Source organism: Kocuria carniphila, from assembly GCF_004136555.1.
Classification (GTDB): Bacteria; Actinomycetota; Actinomycetes; order Actinomycetales; family Micrococcaceae; genus Kocuria; species Kocuria carniphila.
Genome location: NZ_NOIT01000012.1, coordinates 92,288 through 111,602, shown reverse-complemented (window position 1 = coordinate 111,602; position 19,315 = coordinate 92,288). Strand labels below are relative to the sequence as shown.

The 19,315-nt window shown below is 68.2% G+C and carries 14 protein-coding genes; 10 read left to right on the top strand and 4 right to left on the bottom strand.

The genetic code is table 11. The annotated features are described in order from the left end of the window. The first annotated feature begins 13 nt into the window (after window positions 1-13). The 3 genes from EWV37_RS10345 to EWV37_RS10335 all read left to right on the top strand — a co-directional run bounded on the left by EWV37_RS10345 (window position 14) and on the right by EWV37_RS10335 (window position 3,833). On the top strand, window positions 14-979 hold the full coding sequence (locus tag EWV37_RS10345; protein WP_062737404.1) for a cytochrome c oxidase assembly protein: 966 nt from the start codon (window positions 14-16) through the stop codon (window positions 977-979). Between the two features lie 472 nt (window positions 980-1,451). Then, window positions 1,452-2,621, top strand: a complete 1,170-nt coding sequence (locus EWV37_RS10340; protein ID WP_219930791.1) for a heparan-alpha-glucosaminide N-acetyltransferase domain-containing protein — start codon at window positions 1,452-1,454, stop codon at window positions 2,619-2,621. Between the two features lie 297 nt (window positions 2,622-2,918). Beyond that, on the top strand, window positions 2,919-3,833 hold the full coding sequence (locus EWV37_RS10335) for an MIP/aquaporin family protein (RefSeq protein ID WP_084271836.1): 915 nt from the start codon (window positions 2,919-2,921) through the stop codon (window positions 3,831-3,833). Between the two features lie 195 nt (window positions 3,834-4,028). On the opposite strand, the gene cydD is transcribed toward EWV37_RS10335, so the two are convergent. From cydD to EWV37_RS10320, 3 genes are read right to left on the bottom strand one after another with little or no spacing between them, the layout of a single operon-like run. After that, window positions 4,029-7,457 (bottom strand): thiol reductant ABC exporter subunit CydD, encoded by a 3,429-nt coding sequence (cydD, locus tag EWV37_RS10330; RefSeq protein ID WP_062737389.1) that lies wholly within the window; start codon window positions 7,455-7,457, stop codon window positions 4,029-4,031. Then, window positions 7,454-8,548 (bottom strand): cytochrome d ubiquinol oxidase subunit II, encoded by a 1,095-nt coding sequence (cydB, locus tag EWV37_RS10325; RefSeq protein ID WP_062737390.1) that lies wholly within the window; start codon window positions 8,546-8,548, stop codon window positions 7,454-7,456. The genes cydD and cydB overlap by 4 nt, the downstream gene beginning before the upstream one ends. A 28-nt stretch (window positions 8,549-8,576) precedes the next feature. Next, window positions 8,577-10,160: a cytochrome ubiquinol oxidase subunit I gene (locus EWV37_RS10320; protein ID WP_062737391.1), complete on the bottom strand. Its 1,584-nt coding sequence runs from the start codon at window positions 10,158-10,160 to the stop codon at window positions 8,577-8,579. Window positions 10,161-10,268: 108 nt separating this feature from the next. Between EWV37_RS10320 and EWV37_RS10315 the strand changes: the two genes are divergently transcribed. The 7 genes from EWV37_RS10315 to EWV37_RS10285 all read left to right on the top strand — a co-directional run bounded on the left by EWV37_RS10315 (window position 10,269) and on the right by EWV37_RS10285 (window position 17,755). After that, a complete protein-coding gene (locus tag EWV37_RS10315) occupies window positions 10,269-10,655 on the top strand; it encodes a BlaI/MecI/CopY family transcriptional regulator (RefSeq protein ID WP_219930804.1) in 387 nt (128 codons plus the stop codon). A 6-nt stretch (window positions 10,656-10,661) separates the two neighbouring features. Continuing rightward, entirely contained in the window at window positions 10,662-11,612 is a 951-nt protein-coding gene (locus EWV37_RS10310) for a M56 family metallopeptidase (RefSeq protein WP_062737393.1), read from the top strand. 316 nt (window positions 11,613-11,928) lie between these two features. Next, a complete protein-coding gene (locus EWV37_RS10305; RefSeq protein ID WP_095650767.1) occupies window positions 11,929-13,587 on the top strand; it encodes a peptidoglycan DD-metalloendopeptidase family protein in 1,659 nt (552 codons plus the stop codon). Window positions 13,588-14,434: 847 nt separating this feature from the next. Continuing rightward, window positions 14,435-15,229: a cytochrome c oxidase assembly protein gene (locus tag EWV37_RS10300; protein WP_095650768.1), complete on the top strand. Its 795-nt coding sequence runs from the start codon at window positions 14,435-14,437 to the stop codon at window positions 15,227-15,229. Window positions 15,230-15,280: 51 nt separating this feature from the next. Then, the gene (locus EWV37_RS10295; RefSeq protein ID WP_095650769.1) at window positions 15,281-15,496 is read left to right on the top strand and encodes a hypothetical protein; all 216 of its coding nucleotides are present in this window, start codon (window positions 15,281-15,283) and stop codon (window positions 15,494-15,496) included. Between the two features lie 403 nt (window positions 15,497-15,899). Further along, window positions 15,900-16,619: a response regulator transcription factor gene (locus EWV37_RS10290; RefSeq protein WP_095650770.1), complete on the top strand. Its 720-nt coding sequence runs from the start codon at window positions 15,900-15,902 to the stop codon at window positions 16,617-16,619. Further along, window positions 16,616-17,755: a sensor histidine kinase gene (locus EWV37_RS10285; protein ID WP_238663208.1), complete on the top strand. Its 1,140-nt coding sequence runs from the start codon at window positions 16,616-16,618 to the stop codon at window positions 17,753-17,755. Before EWV37_RS10290 ends, EWV37_RS10285 begins: the two co-directional genes overlap by 4 nt. 108 nt (window positions 17,756-17,863) lie before the next feature. Here the strand turns inward: EWV37_RS10285 and EWV37_RS10280 are convergent, their stop codons facing one another. Then, complete coding sequence (locus EWV37_RS10280; protein ID WP_238663207.1) at window positions 17,864-19,093, bottom strand: heparan-alpha-glucosaminide N-acetyltransferase domain-containing protein; 1,230 nt, start codon at window positions 19,091-19,093, stop codon at window positions 17,864-17,866. Window positions 19,094-19,315: the final 222 nt, after the last annotated feature.

The following is a 19,315-nucleotide window of genomic DNA, read 5'->3' as shown; positions in this document are numbered from 1 at the left end:
GCTTTCCGTGACCATGGTTGACCGCAACATGGCCGGGCCGGTCTGGGTCCCGTCCGAGCCGCCGAGCTTGGAGAACTTCCTGGCCCCCACGTTGCAACCAATTCCACTCATCCCGGCCATCGCGCTGGTGCTGGCTGTGTTGTATTTGGTCGGAGCGGCCCGGCTGTGGAGGGCACGCCGGCGGTGGCCGGTGTGGCGGACCCTGTGCTTCTTCGCCGGGTGCGCGGTCACAGCGGTCATCATGGGCGCGGGAATTGAAGGCTACGGGTTGCGCATGTTCTCCGTGTTCATGTTCCAGCAGCTGACTTTGATGATGTTCGTTCCCGCGCTGCTGGTCCTGGGCAGCCCGGGCACTTTGCTGCTGCGGGCTGCACCCCATCGCGGGCCCGGCGCCGTGGTGCTGCGCCTGGCCCTGTGGGGGTTGCGTTCGAGGTGGGGCAGGCTCGCCATCCATCCTGCCTTCTTGGTTCCGTTGTTCCTGGTCAGTTTCTACGGGGTGTATCTCAGCGGACTTGACGACCGGTTGCTGCCCACCTGGTACGGCCACATCGGGCTGGAACTGCTGTTCTTGGCCTCCGGGATCCTGTTCACGATCCCGTTGCTGTCGGCCGACCCGTTGCCGGCCAAACAAACCTACGGCAGTCGCTTGGCCGACATCGTCCCCGAGATGCCGTTGCACGCCTTCTTCGGCGTCATCGTCATGATGGCTCCGCTACCCGTCGTGGAGTTTTTCGCCACCCCGCCAGGCAGCTGGAACCTTGACCCGATGGCCGACCAGGTCCTGGCCGGCTCGTTGGCCTGGTCCTACGGTGAATTGCCGTCCGTGCTGATTCTGCTGTTCATCATGAGCCAGTGGCACCGCGAGGATGCGCGCAACGCCGCCCGCGAAGAGGCCGAGGCCGCCGTCAGAGGCACCCCGGATTTGGATGCTTACAACGCCTACCTGGATCAGTTGCAGCAGCGCACCGAGGACCGCTAACCCCTATGTGGACCGGCTGACGTCACCGGAAGCCGGCTGGGACGGCCAGGGACGCCGACACGACCCGCCGCCCCCAACCGTTCCCAGGTGCGTGGCCTGCCGGTGGCCTGCAGGGTCCTATGGGACCAGGAGAGGCCGTCCAGGGTGTGGAAGACCCGGGCGCCGACCATCTCGGCCAGTTCTCGGCCTGGTGCACATCCGTGGTGCTGATGGTGGCGGACCTGGAGACGACCGTTCGCAGGCCCGCATGGCGCGCCCGGAGACGCGGCAGCGGACACAGCCAGGGCACAGGGAAAGGATAAGCCCGGGACAGTCCGCCCTGGTCAAATGGGGGTGGAGGGGCCTGGAGTGCCCGGACCGGTGGGCGGGGGCCCGCCGGTACATCCGAGAGAAGGAGCCCACCAGCATGGTCAGCATCCACCACCCGACCTCGGGGACGCGGGGGCCAACTGGGGACTCAGGTCTCCCGCTGGTGAAAAAATCCCGGCTGGTGGGCGTCGATGCCGCCCGGGGTCTGGCTCTGGTCGGGATGTTCTCCATCCACATCTTGCCGGCCTGGGACCCCGAGACCTACGAGGTCACCTTGCAGTGGCAGCTGTTCGCCGGCCGGGCCGCGGCCCTGTTCGCGCTGCTGGCCGGGGTCGGGCTGGCGTTCTCCACCGGCGGACGCACAGCCCACCGGGGCCGGACGATGACCGCCGACCGGGTGGGGCTGCTCATCCGGGCCGTGCTGATCACTGTGCTGGGCCTGCTCGTGAACCAGGTCATGCCGGAGGACCCGCCCGCCTACAACATCTTGACCTACTACGGGATGTTCTTCCTGCTGGCCATCCCCTTCCTGCACCTACCCGCACGGACCCTGTTCATCCTCGCCGGAGTGACCGCGGTGACCGCCCCGGTGCTGATGCAGACCCTGCGCGGCGTGCTGCCCGCGATGGAGGTCTACAATCCCACCATCACCGGGGTGCTCACCGACCCTGGCACGGTGCTCTCCCAACTGTTGTTCACCGGTACCTACCCTGCGGCCCCATACCTGACCTACCTGCTTGCCGGCGTAGCCATCGGCCGGCTCAACCTGCGGTCCCTGCACGTCCAGGTCCGGCTGCTCGGGGCGGGCCTGGTCCTGGCTCTGGCCGCGTGGTTGGTCTACTGGGTGCTGATCATGCAGGCCGGCGGCTTTGACCAGCTGATGAGCTCCACCCCGGGACTGAGCCAGGAGCAGATCGACGAGATCATCATCTGGGGCCCCGACCCCGTCCTGCCCGACACGTCGTGGTGGTGGCTGCTAATCCCCGGTCCGCACACCAACACCCCGATCGCGATCCTCTATGGCCTCGGCTCCGGTGCGGCCGTGCTGGGGGCGTTCCTGCTCATCGGGCGGAAGGCCGGCGCCTGGTTGCTGCCGCTCAGTGCTGCGGGCTCCATGACCCTGACCCTCTACACCGCCCACCTGCTGGCACTGGCCGCCATGGTGCACTACGAGGTGCCCCTCCTGTGGTTCCTCATCCACGCAGGCGGGGCGGCGGTGTTCGCGGTGGCCTGGCAGCGCGCCTACGGCCAGGGCCCACTGGAGCTGGCCCTGGCCCGGACCGCCGGCGCCGGGCGTGGGCTCGTGCTCACCTCCGCTCGATGCGAAGACTGAGCCCGGACCCAACTGCAGCAGCGGGTGGGTCCGTCGAGGCGGCGGTATCAAGAATGGGCTCCCACAACACATCCGCTGAACCCACAGAATGGGAAAGCGCCTTCGCCAGTCCCCTCTCTGTCAGCCTTGAGTGAGGCGACCGACCAGCAAGGACCTGCTGTGGGGCCGACACATTTGAGCCCGTGCTCAAAAACCATTCAGCTAGCCGTGGTCCTATTGCAGCGGCGCCCGGCGCCCGGACTTACTGGCCTTCCCTTCTGGCCCTGCCGTGTCGATACAACGTTCAGGAGAACCCCTATGACCGACAACACCGCACAACCTGCTGCTGCGGGATCCACAGCGCCCGCCCGTGATGCTGGAACGGCCGCCCTCGACTTTCAGGATTTGGTGGCTCCGGTTCCGAAAGCGGTGCGCAAAGATTCCGGCACCAACGAGGTGTCCCCGGCTCCCTCCACCGGTGCCCGGTGGGCGGCGGAGTTCGCGGGCACTACCGTGCTGATTTTCGCCGGGGTGGGCACCGGGATTTTCGCCACCCAGGTCATCGATTCCGCACTGGGTTTCGGGCTGGGGCTGCTGGCGGTATTGGTGGCTTTCGGGCATGTCTCCGGGGGTCATTTCAATCCTGCCGTGACCCTGGCGGCGGTCGTGGCCGGGCGCACATCACCCAAGGTCGCCATCGGTTACGTGGTGGCCCAGGTGCTGGGGGCCCTGGTCGCGGTGGGGCTGCTGTGGGCGGTGCTGATGACACTGATCGATGCCGCCACCACCGCCCAGGCTCTGGGGGCGGTGGCCAACGGCTACGGGCAGAACTCCACTTCCCAAGCCGGCTGGCCCACCGTGCTTCTGATTGAGTTCGTGGCGAGCACCTTGTTCGTTCTCGTGGTCCTGGGCTCAACCGCCCCACGGGCCAACGCGGTACTGGCCCCGGTGGCGATCGGGGCGACCTTCGCGTTCCTGCTCACCATCCTGGCGCCGTTCGACGGCGGATCGATGAATCCGGCCCGCTCCACCGGCACCGCGGCCATCGGTGGCGCGCAGAGCCTGTCCCAGCTGTGGCTGTTCTGGGTCGCCCCGTTGTTGGGGGGTCTGGTGGCGGGTTTGATCTACCGTGTGGTGGATTTGGGCCGCGCACCCCGCCCCGCCACTACGCAATCCACGGAAGACGCCACAGCAAACAACAGCACCGACACTTCCACCGCCCCGGAAGTGTGAGGGAATCGAGCAGTGTCTCGTGACGGGACGGTTCTATGCACCATGACGTCCCGTTGGAGCCATGTGGATCAACCCGCGCCAGCGCAGGCCGGCCGAGCGTCGGCGGCTGAGGACAGGTCGCGCGGAGTCCCCGGGAGAGGTGTATCTCATCTGGGGCTGTGATGTCTTGGGAGATCGTCTGCGTTGGCGGGGCGGTCAGAGAACACGCGTCAGTGACCGGTCGCCGTTTCTGGCCTGCGCATGGTCCCTGGGTTGCGGTGGGCGGTGCTGGTGCACCCCTGGTAGGCGGAGGTGGACGTCTGCTCCAGCACGTTGTTCGGCGTGGTGGGTCACGAGCACGACGATGCGGTCGGACAGTGCTGAGCGCAGGTCGGAGATCAGCGAGTCGGCAGCTGGTGCGTCGAGGTGAGCGGTGGGTTCGTCGAGGAGCATGACGTCGGCGCGGGTGAGCAGTGCCCTGGCCACGGCGACGCGTTGACGTTGCCCCCCGGAGAGCTCCCCGCCGCTGGGCCCAACTGGTGTGTCCAAGCCCCGGGGAAGGCTGTCCAGGAAGGGGCCCAGGCCCACACGGGTGAGGACCTCGTACATGTCCTCATCGGTGGGCCGATCGTCTTTACCCCGGGCGAGCAGGAGGTTGCCGCGGATGGTGGAGTCGAACAGATGTGCCTCCTGGGGGCACCAGGCGAAGCACCGCCGCAGCTGCCGGGCGTCGAAGGTGGTGCTGTCGGAGCCGTTGACCTGCCATGAGCCCTCCGCGGCGGGCAAGTGGCCGAGGAGGGTCGCCAGCAGGGTGGACTTGCCTGAGCCGGAGGGACCTTCAACGACGAGCCACTGGCCGCGTCGCACGGTGGCCTGGAGGTGGCGGAATGCCGGGGCCGGCGCCTGGGGCCAGGTGACGGCCAGGTCGGCCAGCGTCAGCTCTTGGACCTGAGCCGGAACCAGCCCGGCGGGGGGCTGAGGTCGCTCGTGACGGGTGGTTGTGGAGGTGACGGCATGGACCTTGCGCAGTGACTGGGCCAGCGCGGACCACTGCTGTACCGCATCGACCACGCCGAGCAGCGGGTCGATCAGGCCCAGAGGCAGCAGCACGAGTCCGGCGACGACCGGTGTGGAAATCGTGCCCGCCGCCAGGGCTTCGGCGGTGGTAGCCAGCATCAGCACGGAGGAAAGAGAACAGGCCAGCACCACGACGGCCTCGCCCAGGCCCCGCGCCCAGGCACTGGAGCGGGTCGACGTGTCCGCGCGCTGCTCGAGGTCGTCCAGCCGGGCGAGCATGTCCTCGGTTCGATCGTTGGCGCGCAGCTCACTGGAGGCGGCGGCCATCGCGGCGAAGCGGCGGATCACTTTGGAGCGAACGACGGTGAGGTGGCGGGCCGCCGAGCGATCGGCCAGCAGCGCCGCGGCGGGCCCGGCGAGCAGCCCGCCGAAAACGGCGACCAGGAGCGTGGGCACCGCGCTGGGACACAGGACCGTGACGGTGACGACAGCCCCCAGGGCGGTGCCGGCCCCGGCCATCGGTGGCAGCAGGACCCTTGGTGCCAGGTCACGGACCCGGTCTGCGGCCTCGACCAGGTGCTCCAGCGCCGCCCCACCGGTGGCCAGGGCCCGGGAGGCCAGGCCGCGGGCGGCTAGCCCGGCCCAGATCCGGGACCTGAGCTCGGTGGTGGCGGACAGGACGGCATCGTGGGTGGCCAGTCGCTCGGCGTAGCGCAGCACGGCACGGCCGATGCCGAAGAAGCGGACGCCGACGATGGCGACCATCAGGTACATGATTCCCGGTTGCTCGCTGGCGCGCACGATCAGCCAGCCCGACAGCGTGGTGAGGGCGGCGGCGAACAGGGCTGAGGCCGTCCCCAGGGCCGCGGCCCCCAGCACGCGCCAGCGAGTGGAGGCGATGAACGCCCCGAGCTCGCCCAACGCACCACCGGAGGTCTCGGCGAGTGAAGAATTGGACGCCTCGCCCTGGCGATCGGGCACCGGCGGCTCCTCCGGGGCGGTGGTTCCTGGCCGGCGGTGCGCCCCCTCCCCGCGGGGGCTGGCGGGCTGCCCCAGGAGCACTGTCTGATCGGCGAGGGCAGTGATCTCGGTTTCGTGGGAAGCCAGGATCACGGTTGTGGTGCCGCGCAGGTTGTCGATGAGGTTTCTGATGCGGTGCGCGTTGGCGGGATCGAGGTGGGCGGTGGGCTCGTCGAGGAGCAGCAGCCTGGCCCCGGCGGTGATGCGGGCCAGGCCCCGGGCCAGGCCCAGGCGGCGCAGCTCCCCGGGACTGAGTTGGTTCGGGTCCGCCTCGGCCAGCCCGGTCAGTCCGACTCGCGCGAGGGCGTGGTGGGCGGAGGCGGTGTCGTGGGCGTAGAGCTGGATCTCGTCGAGGACGGTTTCGCCGACGGTGTGGATGTGCTGAGGCACCCAGGCCACTGCAGCCGGGTCGATCCCGTGGATGGTTCCTTTTTGGGCTTCGATGGTTCCGGCGAGGACCCCGAGCAGGGTGGATTTGCCGCTGCCGCTGGGGCCTTCGACGCTGGTGATGGTTCCGCCGAAAATTTCGGCGTCGAGACCGGATACTGCTGGGGAGGCCCGTCCTGGGTAGCGCACGACCACGCCGCTGATCCGCACCAGGGGTGCCTGGTCCGCCGGAGTGTCCGGCCGGGGGTTGATCGTTGCGGGGTTCGATTCCGGCGGCGTCGTTCTGCGGATGTCGGGGGCCGGGGACTCGGCGACGATCTCCCGGGAGCGATGCAGGGCTGCCATGCCGTCCTGGGAGGCGTGGAAGGCTGCGCCGAGGTCGCGGAAGGGGGCGAAGCATTCAGGGGCGAGGATGAGGGCAACGAGCCCCACCAGGAGGTCGAGGTCACCGTAAACGAGACGCACGCCGACGAACACCGCCACGACGGCGACCGAGAGCGTGGCGATCAGCTCGAGCACCAGCGCGGAGAGGAAAGCGGTGCGCAGCGTCACCATGGTCGTGTGCCGGTGCTGCTCGGAGACATCGCGCAACGCCGCAGCCTGCTCCTCGATCCGCCCCAGGCCCACGAGGACGGGCAGTCCACGGGCGAGTTCGACCAGGTGGTGGGAGAGCCGTTGAAGAACGGCGGAAGACTCCCCGGCCTTGTCCTGGGAGTGCAGTCCGATCAGTGCCATGAACACCGGGATCAGGGGCACGGTGAGCACGATGATGAGGGCGCTGACCCAGTCGGCGGCCAGAATCCTCGCCCCGACCAGCAGAGGCACGGCGGCGGCGGCGGTGACCGAGGGCAGCACGCGCGCGTAGTAGTCGTCGAGGGCGTCGAGGCCGATGGTGCCCACGGTGGTCGTGGCGCCGACGTCGTGGCCACCACCGGCCATGAGGCCGGTGGCGAGTTCTCGGCGCAGCCCCCGCTTCGCCCGACCGGCGGCGCGGACGGCGACGACCTGGGTGGCCCAGGTGGTTCCGGCACGCAGCAACCCGGCGCCGATCCCGACCAGCAGAGCCCGTTGCCAGGCCGCCGTGTCATGAGCGATGACCCCGACGATGCCGCGAGCCAGGGCTTCGGCCATGCCGATCAGGGCCAGAGCCTTGAGCGCTCCTAGGAGGCTGAGGGTAAAGACTGTTGCAGAGCCGCCGGGGCCCAGTGGGGGACGTTTCATGCCTGCCTGTTCCCGTCCGCGCCTCTCCCCGGCACACCCTCACGTGGGGTGCCCGTGGCGAGTTTCGGGGCAACGGCGGGAAGGACGGGGTGGGGGGCGGGAAGATGGCCGGTGGTCAGGCGCCGGCGGAACACCCAGTAGCTCCAGCCCTGAGCGAGCAGCACCGCGGGCAAGCCGATGGCCGCCACGACGGTCATGACCCCCAGGGTGTAGTCGCTGCTGGAGGCATTGGCCACCGTCAGGTGGTGGGCGGGGTCGATCGTGGAGGGCAGGACCACGGGGTAGACGTTGGCGAAGATTGAGGTAAGACCGCAGAACAGCAGTGCGGCGGAACCGGCGAAGGCGCGGCCTTCCCGGCCCAGGCGGGCGCTGGTCCACCCGAAGAGCGCGGCGACGACCGCGACACCGACCAGGGGCCAGGTCCAGGCCGTGTCGTGGAGCACTTGAACGGCCAACACCCACACGGTGAGCGGCACCAGCGCAGCCGGACCGAAGCGGAGGAGGAACCGGCGGGCACGCACCCGGACCGGGCCCTCGGTCTTCAGTCCCAGGAAGGCCGCGGCGTGCACGAGGCAGAACCCGACCAGCGCCAGCCCCCCGAGCAGCGCGTAGGGCGTGAGCCAGGCGAAGGCCCCGCCGACGCGGTCGCCGTTAGCGTTCAGCGGCAGACCCGTAGTGGTCAAAGCCAAGGCAGCACCTAGCCCGAAGGCGACCAGGAACGACCCCATCCCCAAGGCCCGGTCCACCCACCGCCGCCACCGGTCGCTGTGGACCTTCCCGCGGTACTCGATGGACACCGCCCGGAAAATCAGCCCGACCAGGACGAACACGAAGGGGACGTACAGGGCAGAGAACAAGGAGGCGTACCAGTCGGGGAAGGCGGCGAAGAGCCCGGCGGCTGCAGTGATCAGCCACACCTCGTTGCCGTCCCACACCGGGCCGATGGTATTGAGCATCTGCCGGCGCTGGCGCTCATCGCGGGTACTGGTAAGCATGAGCATCCCCACGCCCAGGTCGAAGCCGTCCAGGAGGATGAACCCGGTCCACAGCACCGCGATGGCGATGAACCAGAGAGTGGGAAGCAGTTCCATGTCAGGGGCCGTTCTGTGGTCGTCGGGCTCAGTAGGCGAAGGCCAGCACGTCATCGCGCCGACCGGTCATGCCCTCGGGATGGGCGGGGTCATCTTCGTGGTGGGCGAGCTCGGGCATGGCCGAGGCGACCCCGCCGCGCACGTAGCGCACGAGCAGCATCGTCTCCACCACCAGCAGGACCGCGTAGATCAGCCCGAGGGTGACCAGGGAGAAAAGGATCTCCTCCCCGCTGACTCCCGGGGAGACGGCAGCGGCGGTGTACATGTACACCCCGTCCACACCACTGGGGTTGGGATTCGGGACGACCACGAACGGTTGCCGCCCCATCTCGGTGAACACCCACCCGGCAATGTTGGCCCCGAAGGGTGCCAGGATGGAGGCCACCGCCACCCACATCAAGGGCTTGGAAGCCGGGACGGTGCCCTTCCGTGTGATCCACAGCGCCAGCGCCGCGAACCCCGCGGCGAGCATGCCGAAGCCGATCATCAGGCGGAACCCCCAGTAGGTGACCTCCATCAGGGGCAGGTAGTCGATCTTCTGGCCGGCCCGTTGCCCGTACATGGGGTCCTCAGGCAGGTGGGTGCCGTAGGCGGCCTCGTACTGTGGGATGAGGGTGTTCACGCCCTTGACTTCGGTGTCAAAGTCCCCGTGGGCCAGAAACGACAACAGGCCCGGGATCTCGATGACGTTGGTCACCTGGTCACAGTCCTGGGCTCCCAGCGGGCCCACCGCCAGCACCGAAAAGCTGGTGCCATCGTGGCAGGCCGCCTCAGCGGCAGCCATCTTCAGCGGTTGCTGCTCGAACATCAGCTTGCCCTGCAGGTCCCCGGTGGCGGCGACCCCGCCGAAGGCGACGGCGGCGACCACCGCACCGATGCGCAGACTGGACAGCCACACCGCGTGGTCGACCCGGTCCCGCCCGGGAATATCGGCCCGCTCCCCCACAACCACGGCACCGGAATCGTCGACGGTGTCGATGTTGTCCCGGCGGCGCTGCCACAGCTGGTACCAGGAAACCCCAATCAGGAACGCCGCGCCCACTGCCACCGCTCCGGCCAGAGTGTGGGAGTAGGCCACCAGGGCCGTGTTATTGGTCAGCACCGCCCACACGTCGTTCATCACAGGGCGGCCGTCCACCATCTCCACGCCCACCGGGTGCTGCATCCAGGAGTTGGCGACGATGATGAAAAAGGCCGAAACCACGGAGCCCAGCACCGCGGTCCACAGCGTGGCCAGGTGCAGCTTCTTGGGCAGGCGATCCCAGCCGAAGATCCACAGGCCCAGGAAGGTGGACTCGAAGAAGAAGGCGAGCAGGCCCTCCATCGCCAACGGTGCCCCGAAGACATCGCCGACGAAGCGGGAGTACTCGCTCCAGGCCATCCCGAACTGGAACTCCTGCACCAACCCGGTGGCCACGCCCATGATGAAGTTGATCAGGTAGAGCTTGCCCCAGAACTTCGTCATCCGCAGCCAACGCCCGTTGCCGGTACGCACCCACATCGTCTGCATGAGCGCCACCAGCAGACCCAGCCCGAGCGTGAGCGGGACCATCACGAAGTGGTAGACGGTGGTGATCCCGAACTGCCACCGGGCGATCTCCAACGGATCCATGGGTTGTCCCCCAAGCCTGTTTACAGTGGTGTAGAAGTAATTCTACGAGTCGTAGAACTACTTCTACACCACTGTAGAACACGTGGGTCGGTCCGCTAGAATCAGCCGGTGGCAACCAACGAATCGAAACGTGCAACCTCCTTAGGTGACCTGGAGCGATCCATCATGGAGATCCTCTGGCAGGCGGACACCCCCCTGTCGGCTTACGACCTTCAGGACCAGCTCCCCCTAGCCACCGACAGCGGCCGCCCCCGCGCCGCCACCACCGTGCTCACCGTCCTGTCCCGCCTGGAGCGCAAAGGCTTCGTCACACGGGAACGCACCTTCCGCCCCCACCGCTACTTACCTGCGGCCTCCCGGGAGGAGCACATGGCCTCCCTCATGCACGAGGTCCTCGGAACAGCCAACGACCGGGCCGCCGTACTCGAACGCTTCGTCGGGGGCGTCAGTTCCGAGGAAGCACAAACGCTGCGGCGCCTCCTCGACGACCACTGAGTCCATGTGATCAGCGCCTCGATCGCCCTCGCGGCATTTGCCCTCGCCCTGGCCTGGCCCGTCCCAATCCTTCTCTCGCACGCCAAGTGGCCGACCTGCGCCCCCGCCACCGCACTGGTGCTCTGGCAGGCCGTCGCCCTGGCCGGCGGGCTGTCGATGCTCGGGGCCTTGCTCACCTTCGGCCTGACCCCTTTTGGGCCGGACCTGGTCACGGGCGGCATCAGCTTCGCCGCCAGCTTCTTGGGAGATCAGCCATGGGTGCCCGCAGGCCCGATGCACATCCTCGCGCTGTCCGGAGCAGTTCTGCTCGGCGGGCATCTGCTGCTGAACCTGATCGTCACGATTGTGCGCGCCGAACGCGATCGTCGGCGCCATGCCCAGCTGGTCCTGCTCCTGAGCACACCGCTGCCCGAGGCCCCCGGCACCCGGCTCCTCGACAACCCCGCCCCGATCGCCTACTGCCTCCCCGGGGCGTTCACCACGATGACCGTCCTCTCTGCCGGACTGCTGTCACTGCTCGATGAAAACGAGCTGGACGCGGTGATCGAGCACGAGAAGGCGCATGCCACCCAACGCCATGACATCGTGCTCATGCTATTCCGCGCCTGGAGGGCTTCCCTGCCCTGGTTCCCCATCGCCGACCGCGCCCACCGCGAAGTCGGGCTCCTCGTCGAGATGCTCGCCGACGACAGCGCCCGCCGGAGCGTCGACGACCGTACCCTCGCCCGAGCCGTCGTCCTTGTCAGCACCGGTGGATTCGCTGCTCCCTCGCACCGCTTCCAAGGCACCTGGACAGGAACGGCCCCTACCGAGGATGCTCGTCATCGCATCCTGCGGCTGGAGGCCACACCCCTGCCGACGGGGCAAAAAGCAACAGTCATCGGCGCAGCCGCTGCGCTCATCTCCGTGCCCACCATCTTGTTGCTCGCCCCCGGCCTCACCAACCTGTTCGACTGACCACAGGCGCGAACCACGCTGGCTGCCACGGCAACATCTGACCCACGACAGGGCGCCCTGACATCGGTATCTACCGCGTCACATGAGGTACCTCAGCGCCACTCTGCCGCCACCGAACCAGGAACCTCGAACCGGAGGGCGGCAGCTCTGCGCGTCATACAGCGTTGCGTCCCCGCACGACGCCGCATTAACGGGAGCGAAGACGTATCCTCAGGAGAATTGTCCGTGCTCCTACGCGCACACCAATGTTTGATGCCTGCGGTCCGTTGCTCGATCTTTCCGTCGCTGCCTGCGACGTCCTGGGGGAAACACCATCATGCCCCGCGACTCCTCTCGCCGCCCTGCCAAGCCCGACCTCCGTCACCGCGCCTCCTCGCCGGTGAGCGCCCTCGCCGCGTTCTCGGCCCTCGTGGCGCTGAGCGTGGCCGTCAGCTCGGGCGTCACTCCGGGGGCCGGCGAAGAACGAGGGGCTGCCTTCGGGGCGTCGGCGGGTTCCTCGACGTCCTCGGAGCGGTCGGACAGCGGGTGGAGCCTCTTCGCGTCAGGTCAGGAGCGGCAGCACCCCCCGGCGGCACCGCTGCGGCAAAACCGTTCCACCTCGCCCGTCCGTGACGGCGCCACGGGCAACGGCTCCTGGCGCCAAGGCACCGGCCCGGGCGACGGCGACCGGAACGCGGCCTCGACGGTGCGCCCGGGGCGGCACGCACCGAGGCTGTACTCGGGCGAGCTTCCCGTCAACACCCTCATCGCCCCCACCACTCCCGGGGCCGTCCTGACCGGGGGCACCTTCGGGTGGCGGATCGCCCCCGATCGCGGCGACCGCGAGTTCCATAACGGCACCGACGTTTCCGCCGCCGCAGGGCTGCCGGTCGTGGCGGCCGCCGAGGGCGAGGTGACGGCCGTGTTCTGGGACGTCTGGGGCGGCAACCGTGTGGAGGTCACCCACGCGGACGGACTGAGAACCACCTACAACCACCTCCAGGACGTCAGGGTGGCCACCGGTGACCGGCTGACCGCGTCCGAGCAGCTCGGTTCCGTCGGTGCCACCGGAACCCGGGTCACGGGACCAAACCTGCACCTCGAGACCTGGGTCGACGGGCAGGCCGTGGACCCCCAGTCCTTCGACTGGGTCGACGGCCTCCGCGTCATTCCCGCCTCCCGCAGCAAGTACTCCTTGGAGGTGCCCGTGCCGGCTCTCCCGGAGGACGAGACCGCCGCCAAGAAAAAGGCCGCCTCAGGCGAAGAGACTGCCGATCAGAAGAAGGTCGCCCAAAGGAAGGCTGCCGAGCAGAAGGCCGCTGCGACCAAGAAGGTCACGAAGGAGCCACAGCCCACGGCCGAGCCTTCCGCTCCTGCAAAACCCAGCCCCACACCGACTCCTGCACCGCCAGCAGCGCAAAAGCCCACGGCCCCCCAGACCAAGCCGGTAAAGCCCGCCAAACCAGCACCTGCTGCGACCCCGCCCGGGCCCCTAACGGCACCGTCCAAGCCGGCACCGCCCAAACCGGCACCGCCCAAACCCGCGCCGCCACCATCCGCGCCGCCACCATCCGCGCCGCCACCGTCCGCGGACACTGGGAAAGAGAAGGATCTCCTGCCCGGGGTGGCGCCCCGGGTTCCGGACACCAGACGGGACACCGATCGCGACGGCACCCTCGATATTGAAGACACCGACCTCGACGGGGACGGCATCGACAACGAGGCTGACGACAACCTCGACGGCGATAAGTTCGTCGATGAGGTTGATCCGGACATGGATGGGGACGGCCTGCTCAATGAAGGAGACCCGGACATTGACGGGGACGGCATCCTCAATGACAAGGAAGAGGGGCCCATACGCCCGGCACGAGTGACGTCCGGCAAACCAACCCCCGAGACTGGCGAGCCGAGCGCTCCGGCAGGAATCACGGCCCCTGCCCGGGGAAATCGGAATGCCGGCACCTCGCCGGCCACCAGTGCAGTGCAGGCACGCTGAGGTGCACCTGATCTCATAACTTGGTCGCCTGGCGCAGTCGGCGAACGTTGATGAGCGGGAGGCCGAGCAGGGCAGAGGACCAGGGTGCCGACGATGCGGTCGTAGCGGATTCCGAGGCGTTTGAAGCGCAAGACCCCGGAGATGGGGCGCTCGACCACCAAGCCGTGTCGATCCAGATGAGTTTTGGCCTCGATCCCACGGCGGGTAACACGCACTTTGATGCCTGGGCGGCGCCGTGGCTGCACGGGACGTCCGCACCGATCGCGCACACCGGAGGTGGCCACCATCAGGAGTTCGAAGAGACGGCTGTCGTGGGTGTTGGCGGCCGGGGCGTGAACGTGCAGGGGCAGGCCGTTGCGGTCAGTGAGCAGGTAGTACTTGGAGCCCGGGTTCGCGTGGTCGGTGGAGTTCGGGCCGGTCAGCTCGCTCCCCTTTTTGGGTTCGTACCGACACCGAGTCGATGCTGGCCCCTGTCCAGTCGAGGATCTGCTCCTCGGAGAGCTCCTCGAGCACGGCCCGGTGGGGCTTCTCTCAAACCCCGGCCGCCTGTCACTCGCGCAGAGGCAACCAGGCGGTGTGTCCGGACCCGTGCCCCAGAGCCGGTGGCAGGTCAACGACACCGAGGTATGCAGCACGAACAAGATGCCCTCCACAGCGGCCCAGTCATCGATCCACGCCGCCTACCGGGACCTCGCGGCGGCGTTAGGGGCGGGATGAGCGGGGCGATCAGCTCCCACAGTCGATCATCCACTGCGGCTTCATCGTGGCCATACAGGAATGGTCAGCCAGCCGGACGAGGGCGATCAACGACCGACCAGGTCTTGAAAACAGATGTACGATAATCGCGATGAGTCACGACCACGGCATGTTCGGTTGGACTTTGTTCAGATACGTCACAGCCCTGGCGTTCGGTCTGGGCGCGGTCGGCTACGCCGCGGGATGGTGGGCGTCCCGCCACCGGGGGCGCTGGCCGATCCACCGCGCCGTGCTGTGGTACACCGGGCTCTTCTGCGCCGGGGTCGGGCTGGTGGGCCCGATCGCTGAAGCCGCCCGCACGAGCTTTCCCGCCCACATGGTCGGGCACCTGCTCTTGGGCATGGTCGCGCCACTGTGTCTGGTGCTCAGTGCCCCGGTCACTCTTGCTCTGCGTGCTTTGCCTGTGGTTCAGGCCCGCGCGCTCTCCTGGGCCCTGCGCACCGCTCTCGTGCGGGCTCTGACCCATCCGGTGGTCGCGGTGGTGCTCAACGTCGGGGGCCTGTGGGCGCTTTACACCACCGATCTGTACGGCATGATGCACACCTCGGTGTGGTTGTATGCGCTCGTCCACGCCCACGTCTTCCTGGCCGGCTATCTTTTCACCGCCGCGATGGTGGGGATTGACCCGAACCCGCACCGGAGCTCCTTCGCCCTGCGGACCGCAGCGCTCATTGGGTTTCTCACAGCCCATTCGATCTTGGCCAAGTGGCTTTACGGCCACCCGCCCGCCGGCGTTGACTTCGCCGACGCGCGAATCGGGGCGCAGATCATGTATTACGGTGGGGACGCCGTGGACGTCACCTTGATCGTTGTTTTCTGCGCCCAGTGGTACACCGCCACCCGCCCCCGTGGAATACCCCTGACAGACACCCATGCACCGCGCTGAGTACACACCCGGCGCCAGCGTCCGTCCAGATCCCTAAGGGAGAATACATCCATGGAGTACTTCGCGGCTGTGCTGCCGTCCATCTGCATCGGCGTCATCTTCTGGCTGATCATGCGTTCGATTTTCCGCGGCGACCGCACCGAGCGCGCCGTCGAATCCGCTTCCCAGGACGACGCAGCACGCTGGTATAAGGACCTCAAGCAACGCGAGAGCGACGCCCTCCCCTTCAGTCCATCCTCCCTCGCCGACAACGAGCCCACGCGCTGACCCCGGGCATCATGTCAGCGGGGGGGCTAGCGGCTGACCGCCTCAGGTGATGGGGAACGCGTCCCCCGCGACGGGGCTGTGGCCCGCCCCGTGACATGCCCGTCGACGGGGCGACCTACGCATCACGGACCCCGTAAGCCAGGACGGCCTCAGATCGTCGGCTGCGGCAGCTCCCGGATCCGCTGATACAGACCACCCGTTGCATCCTCGGATTGTGAAGACGGCGGAGAAGCCGTGACGGTTCACGGTGCGGGAGAGCGTCAACCACACCGACCACCAGCTCGCCGGTGAACCCGTCCACGACTGCCCCACCCGCACCGCCGGTCCCGCGCGGGCAGCACGGCCACCCGGGACACCGAGGCTCACAGCACTCACATCACAGCGATCAGGACAGGGAGGACAGATGACGGATCCGCTCACCGGGCGTGTTCTGGTGGTCGACGATGAGGTCGACCTGGCGGAACTGGTCGCGGAATATCTGCGCAAGGCGGGCCTGGACGTCGAGGTGCGCCACGACGGCACGGACGCGGTGGCCGCGGTGCGGGAGTACGCCCCGGACGTCCTCGTGCTGGATCTGGGGCTACCGGGAATCGACGGGATCGAGGTGTGCCGTCAGGTGCGGACCTTCTCCGACTGCCACGTGCTGATGCTCACCGCCCGCGACGACGAGGTCGACAAGATCGTGGGCCTGTCGGTGGGAGCCGACGACTACGTGACCAAGCCGTTCAGCCCGCGCGAGCTCGTGGCCCGGGTCCAGGCCATGCTGCGCCGGGCCCGCACCCGCCCCGCGCCCACCCCGCCGCCGGCGGGGCGGGCCCAGGAGCTGGTGATCGGGGACCTGGTGGTGGACGAGGCCGCCCGGGAGGTCCGCGTGGGCGGGGAGTCGGTGGCACTGACCCGGATCGAGTTCGATCTGCTGGCCGCCCTGGCGACGCACACGCAGATGGTGCTCTCGCGCCGGCAGCTGGTGGAGATCGTCTGGGACACGCGCTGGACCGGGGACGAACACCTGGTGGACGTGCACATCGGGCGGATCCGCAAGAAGCTCGGCGATGAGGCCGCCAGCCCGAAGTTCATCCATACGATCCGCGGGATCGGTTTCCGGATGGGCACCGGAGAATGAGCAGCACTGTCTTAACAAGCCCGCGCTGGTCCTGGAGCCCGTTGACGGTGCGGTTGATGCTGGCCCAGACCGCGGTGCTGTTGATCGGGTTGATCATCGTGGTCGTGACCGCGGTGCTGGTCGGGCCGAACATGTTCTACCACGAGCTCGTCGAGTCGGGTCACGCCGATGAGGCCCTCGGGCTGGTGCACCTGGAGGACGCCTTCCGCTCGGTGAGTCTCACGGCCCTGGCCATCGGCGGGTTGCCGGCTCTCTACATCGCCGGGCTGCTCACCTTCTACCTTTACCGCACGATCGGGCGGTCCCTGGCCTCTTTCAGCACCGCCGCCGGTGAGGTGGCCGCGGGCAACTACGATGTCCGCGTCACCTCCACCAAGCTGGGCCCGGAGTTCGACGCCCTGGCCTCCTCTTTCAACGAGATGGCGGCCAAGCTCAGCGCGGTGGACACCACACGGCGCCAGATGCTCGCCGACCTAGCCCACGAGATGCGCACCCCACTGGCCAGCCTCAAAGGCCACCTGGAAGGGGTCGAGGACGGGGTGGTCGCCCTCGATGCGCACACCACCGGCATCCTTCACGCCCAGATCACCCGCCTGGAGCGCCTGGCCCGCGACATCCGCCAGCTCACCGCCGCCGAAGAGGGCATGACCCGCCTGCAGCTCACCCCCCAAGACCCGGAGCATTTGGCGGTCCAGGCGGTCGCGGCCATCGAGCCCGACGCCGCCGGCAAGGGTGTGTCGATCACCGCGGTGAGCACCGGCCCGGAGACCGCCCCGGTGCCGCTGGACCCGGAACGGATGGGCCAGGTGCTGAGCAACCTGCTGGAGAACGCCCTGCGCCACACCCCGACCGGGGGCACCATCATCCTGCGCACCGACCACACCGCCGAGGCGGTCACTTACACCGTCACCGACACCGGGGAGGGCATCAGTGCCGAGAGCCTCCCGCACGTCTTCGAGCGCTTCTACCGCGCGAACACCGGCCGGGAGGCCCACCGCGGCGGCTCGGGGCTGGGCCTGGCGATCAGCAAGGCCCTCGTCGAGGCCCAGGGCGGAACCCTGGAGGCCACCAGCGACGGCCACGGCCGGGGCGCCAGCTTCCGGATCCACCTGCCCTACCGTCGCCCCACCGGCTGAACACTGGGAGCACCCGGACCTAAGGCTTGAAAACGACTGCGGGCCGTGCCCGCCACCAAGAGCTTCGGAGCTTGGTGACGGGCACGGCCTGCGGCGGTGCAGAGGCACCTACCTGCGCGAGGTCCCAGTGGTCCCTCCGAGCACGAGCCGGCGGGTGCCTTTCACGCTGAGGCTGACAACCCGTTCCAGCGGGCCCTGGCCCAGGGCGCGGTACCAGGCGACCGCGAACAAGGCCGCCAGCGTCACGTGGATCAGGAACCACAGGTACGGCTGGTCGTAGTGGAGCTCGAAGGACAGGCCCACCAGGTGAGCGGTGTACAGGGTCAGAGTCATGACGCCCATCGCTGCCAGCGGCAGCAGCCAGGCCTCGGCCTTGCGGGCGATCAGCAGGAAGGCCCCGAGCACGGCCAGGCTCACGCCCAGGCTGGCCGCGATCGCCAGCGGGGTGTTGGTGTGCGGGGTGGCGATCGCCAGCCACCACACCGTGGAGGTCGGCAGGGAGTCCGGTCCCCAGATCAGGACCTCGGCGAGTTCCTCCTCACCGAACGAGGAGGCGTCCAGCAGCCGCTGGTAGCCGCCGAAGGCGTAGAGCAGGAAGTAGGAGGTGGCCTGAGCAAAGATCGCGATCCCGACACCGATGACCAGCAGCCGGATCTGCACCTCCTGCTTGCGCAGGTTCAACCGGCCCAGACCCATGCCGACCAGCAGATAAGTCATGTACGGCAGGGCTGGGTAGGTCCCGGTGAGCAGCAACTGGGAGGCCGTGGCCCCCGGCTCCGTCAGGACGGTGGTGAGGGTGGGATTGTAGTTGCTCCAGGCGGGCAGCTCGTTGAGCAGGCCCTGCATCAGCAGCGGGGACACGAGCCCGAAGACCGCCGCGGAGATGAAGAGTACCTTCGGCCCGGCGTGCAGGAAGGGGATTGCCAGCAGGAAGAACACCCCGTAGTAGATTAAGATGTTGTCCGCCGGGGCGTCTTCGGGCATCAGCGTCCCGATCCACAGCCCCACCGCCGCAATCAGCACGGCCCGTATCGCCAGGCCGATCCGGTCGGCGGTCATCGCCTTGCCTTCGTGCGGGTGGCTTCCGCCGGAAGTCAGGGCCAGTCCGACCCCGGCCAGCAGGGCGAACAGGGCTGCGGAGTCCCCGGAGAAGATCCGCCAGGTGAAGCTGGCCTCCCCGGTCTCCTCGTTCCAAGAGGGCAGGATGTGGATGGCCATCAACCCGACCAGCGCCAACCCCCTCGCCGCATCGATCCCCACCAACCGGCGTGTGGGCCGGATCAGTGCATCGTCGAGTCTCCCTGAATCGGTTCTCTCCGCTCGTGACATCGCGCTCATGACTCCCCCTGATCGAGCCGGCCCTTCCAGGGCCAGCGAAGTGTGCGGCCCGTCGGGGGTCGCGTCCATGGCCCCGGGGCATCCGGAGCCGATCTAACTTCAGGGTCTCGTCCACACTTGACGCCCACCTCGCGGGATCCTCAAGATTCCGTCAAGATTCCCACGGAGTTGCGCCGTCGGTGCGTGCCTCCGGCGCCTGCTCGACGTCACAGTGGCCGCAAG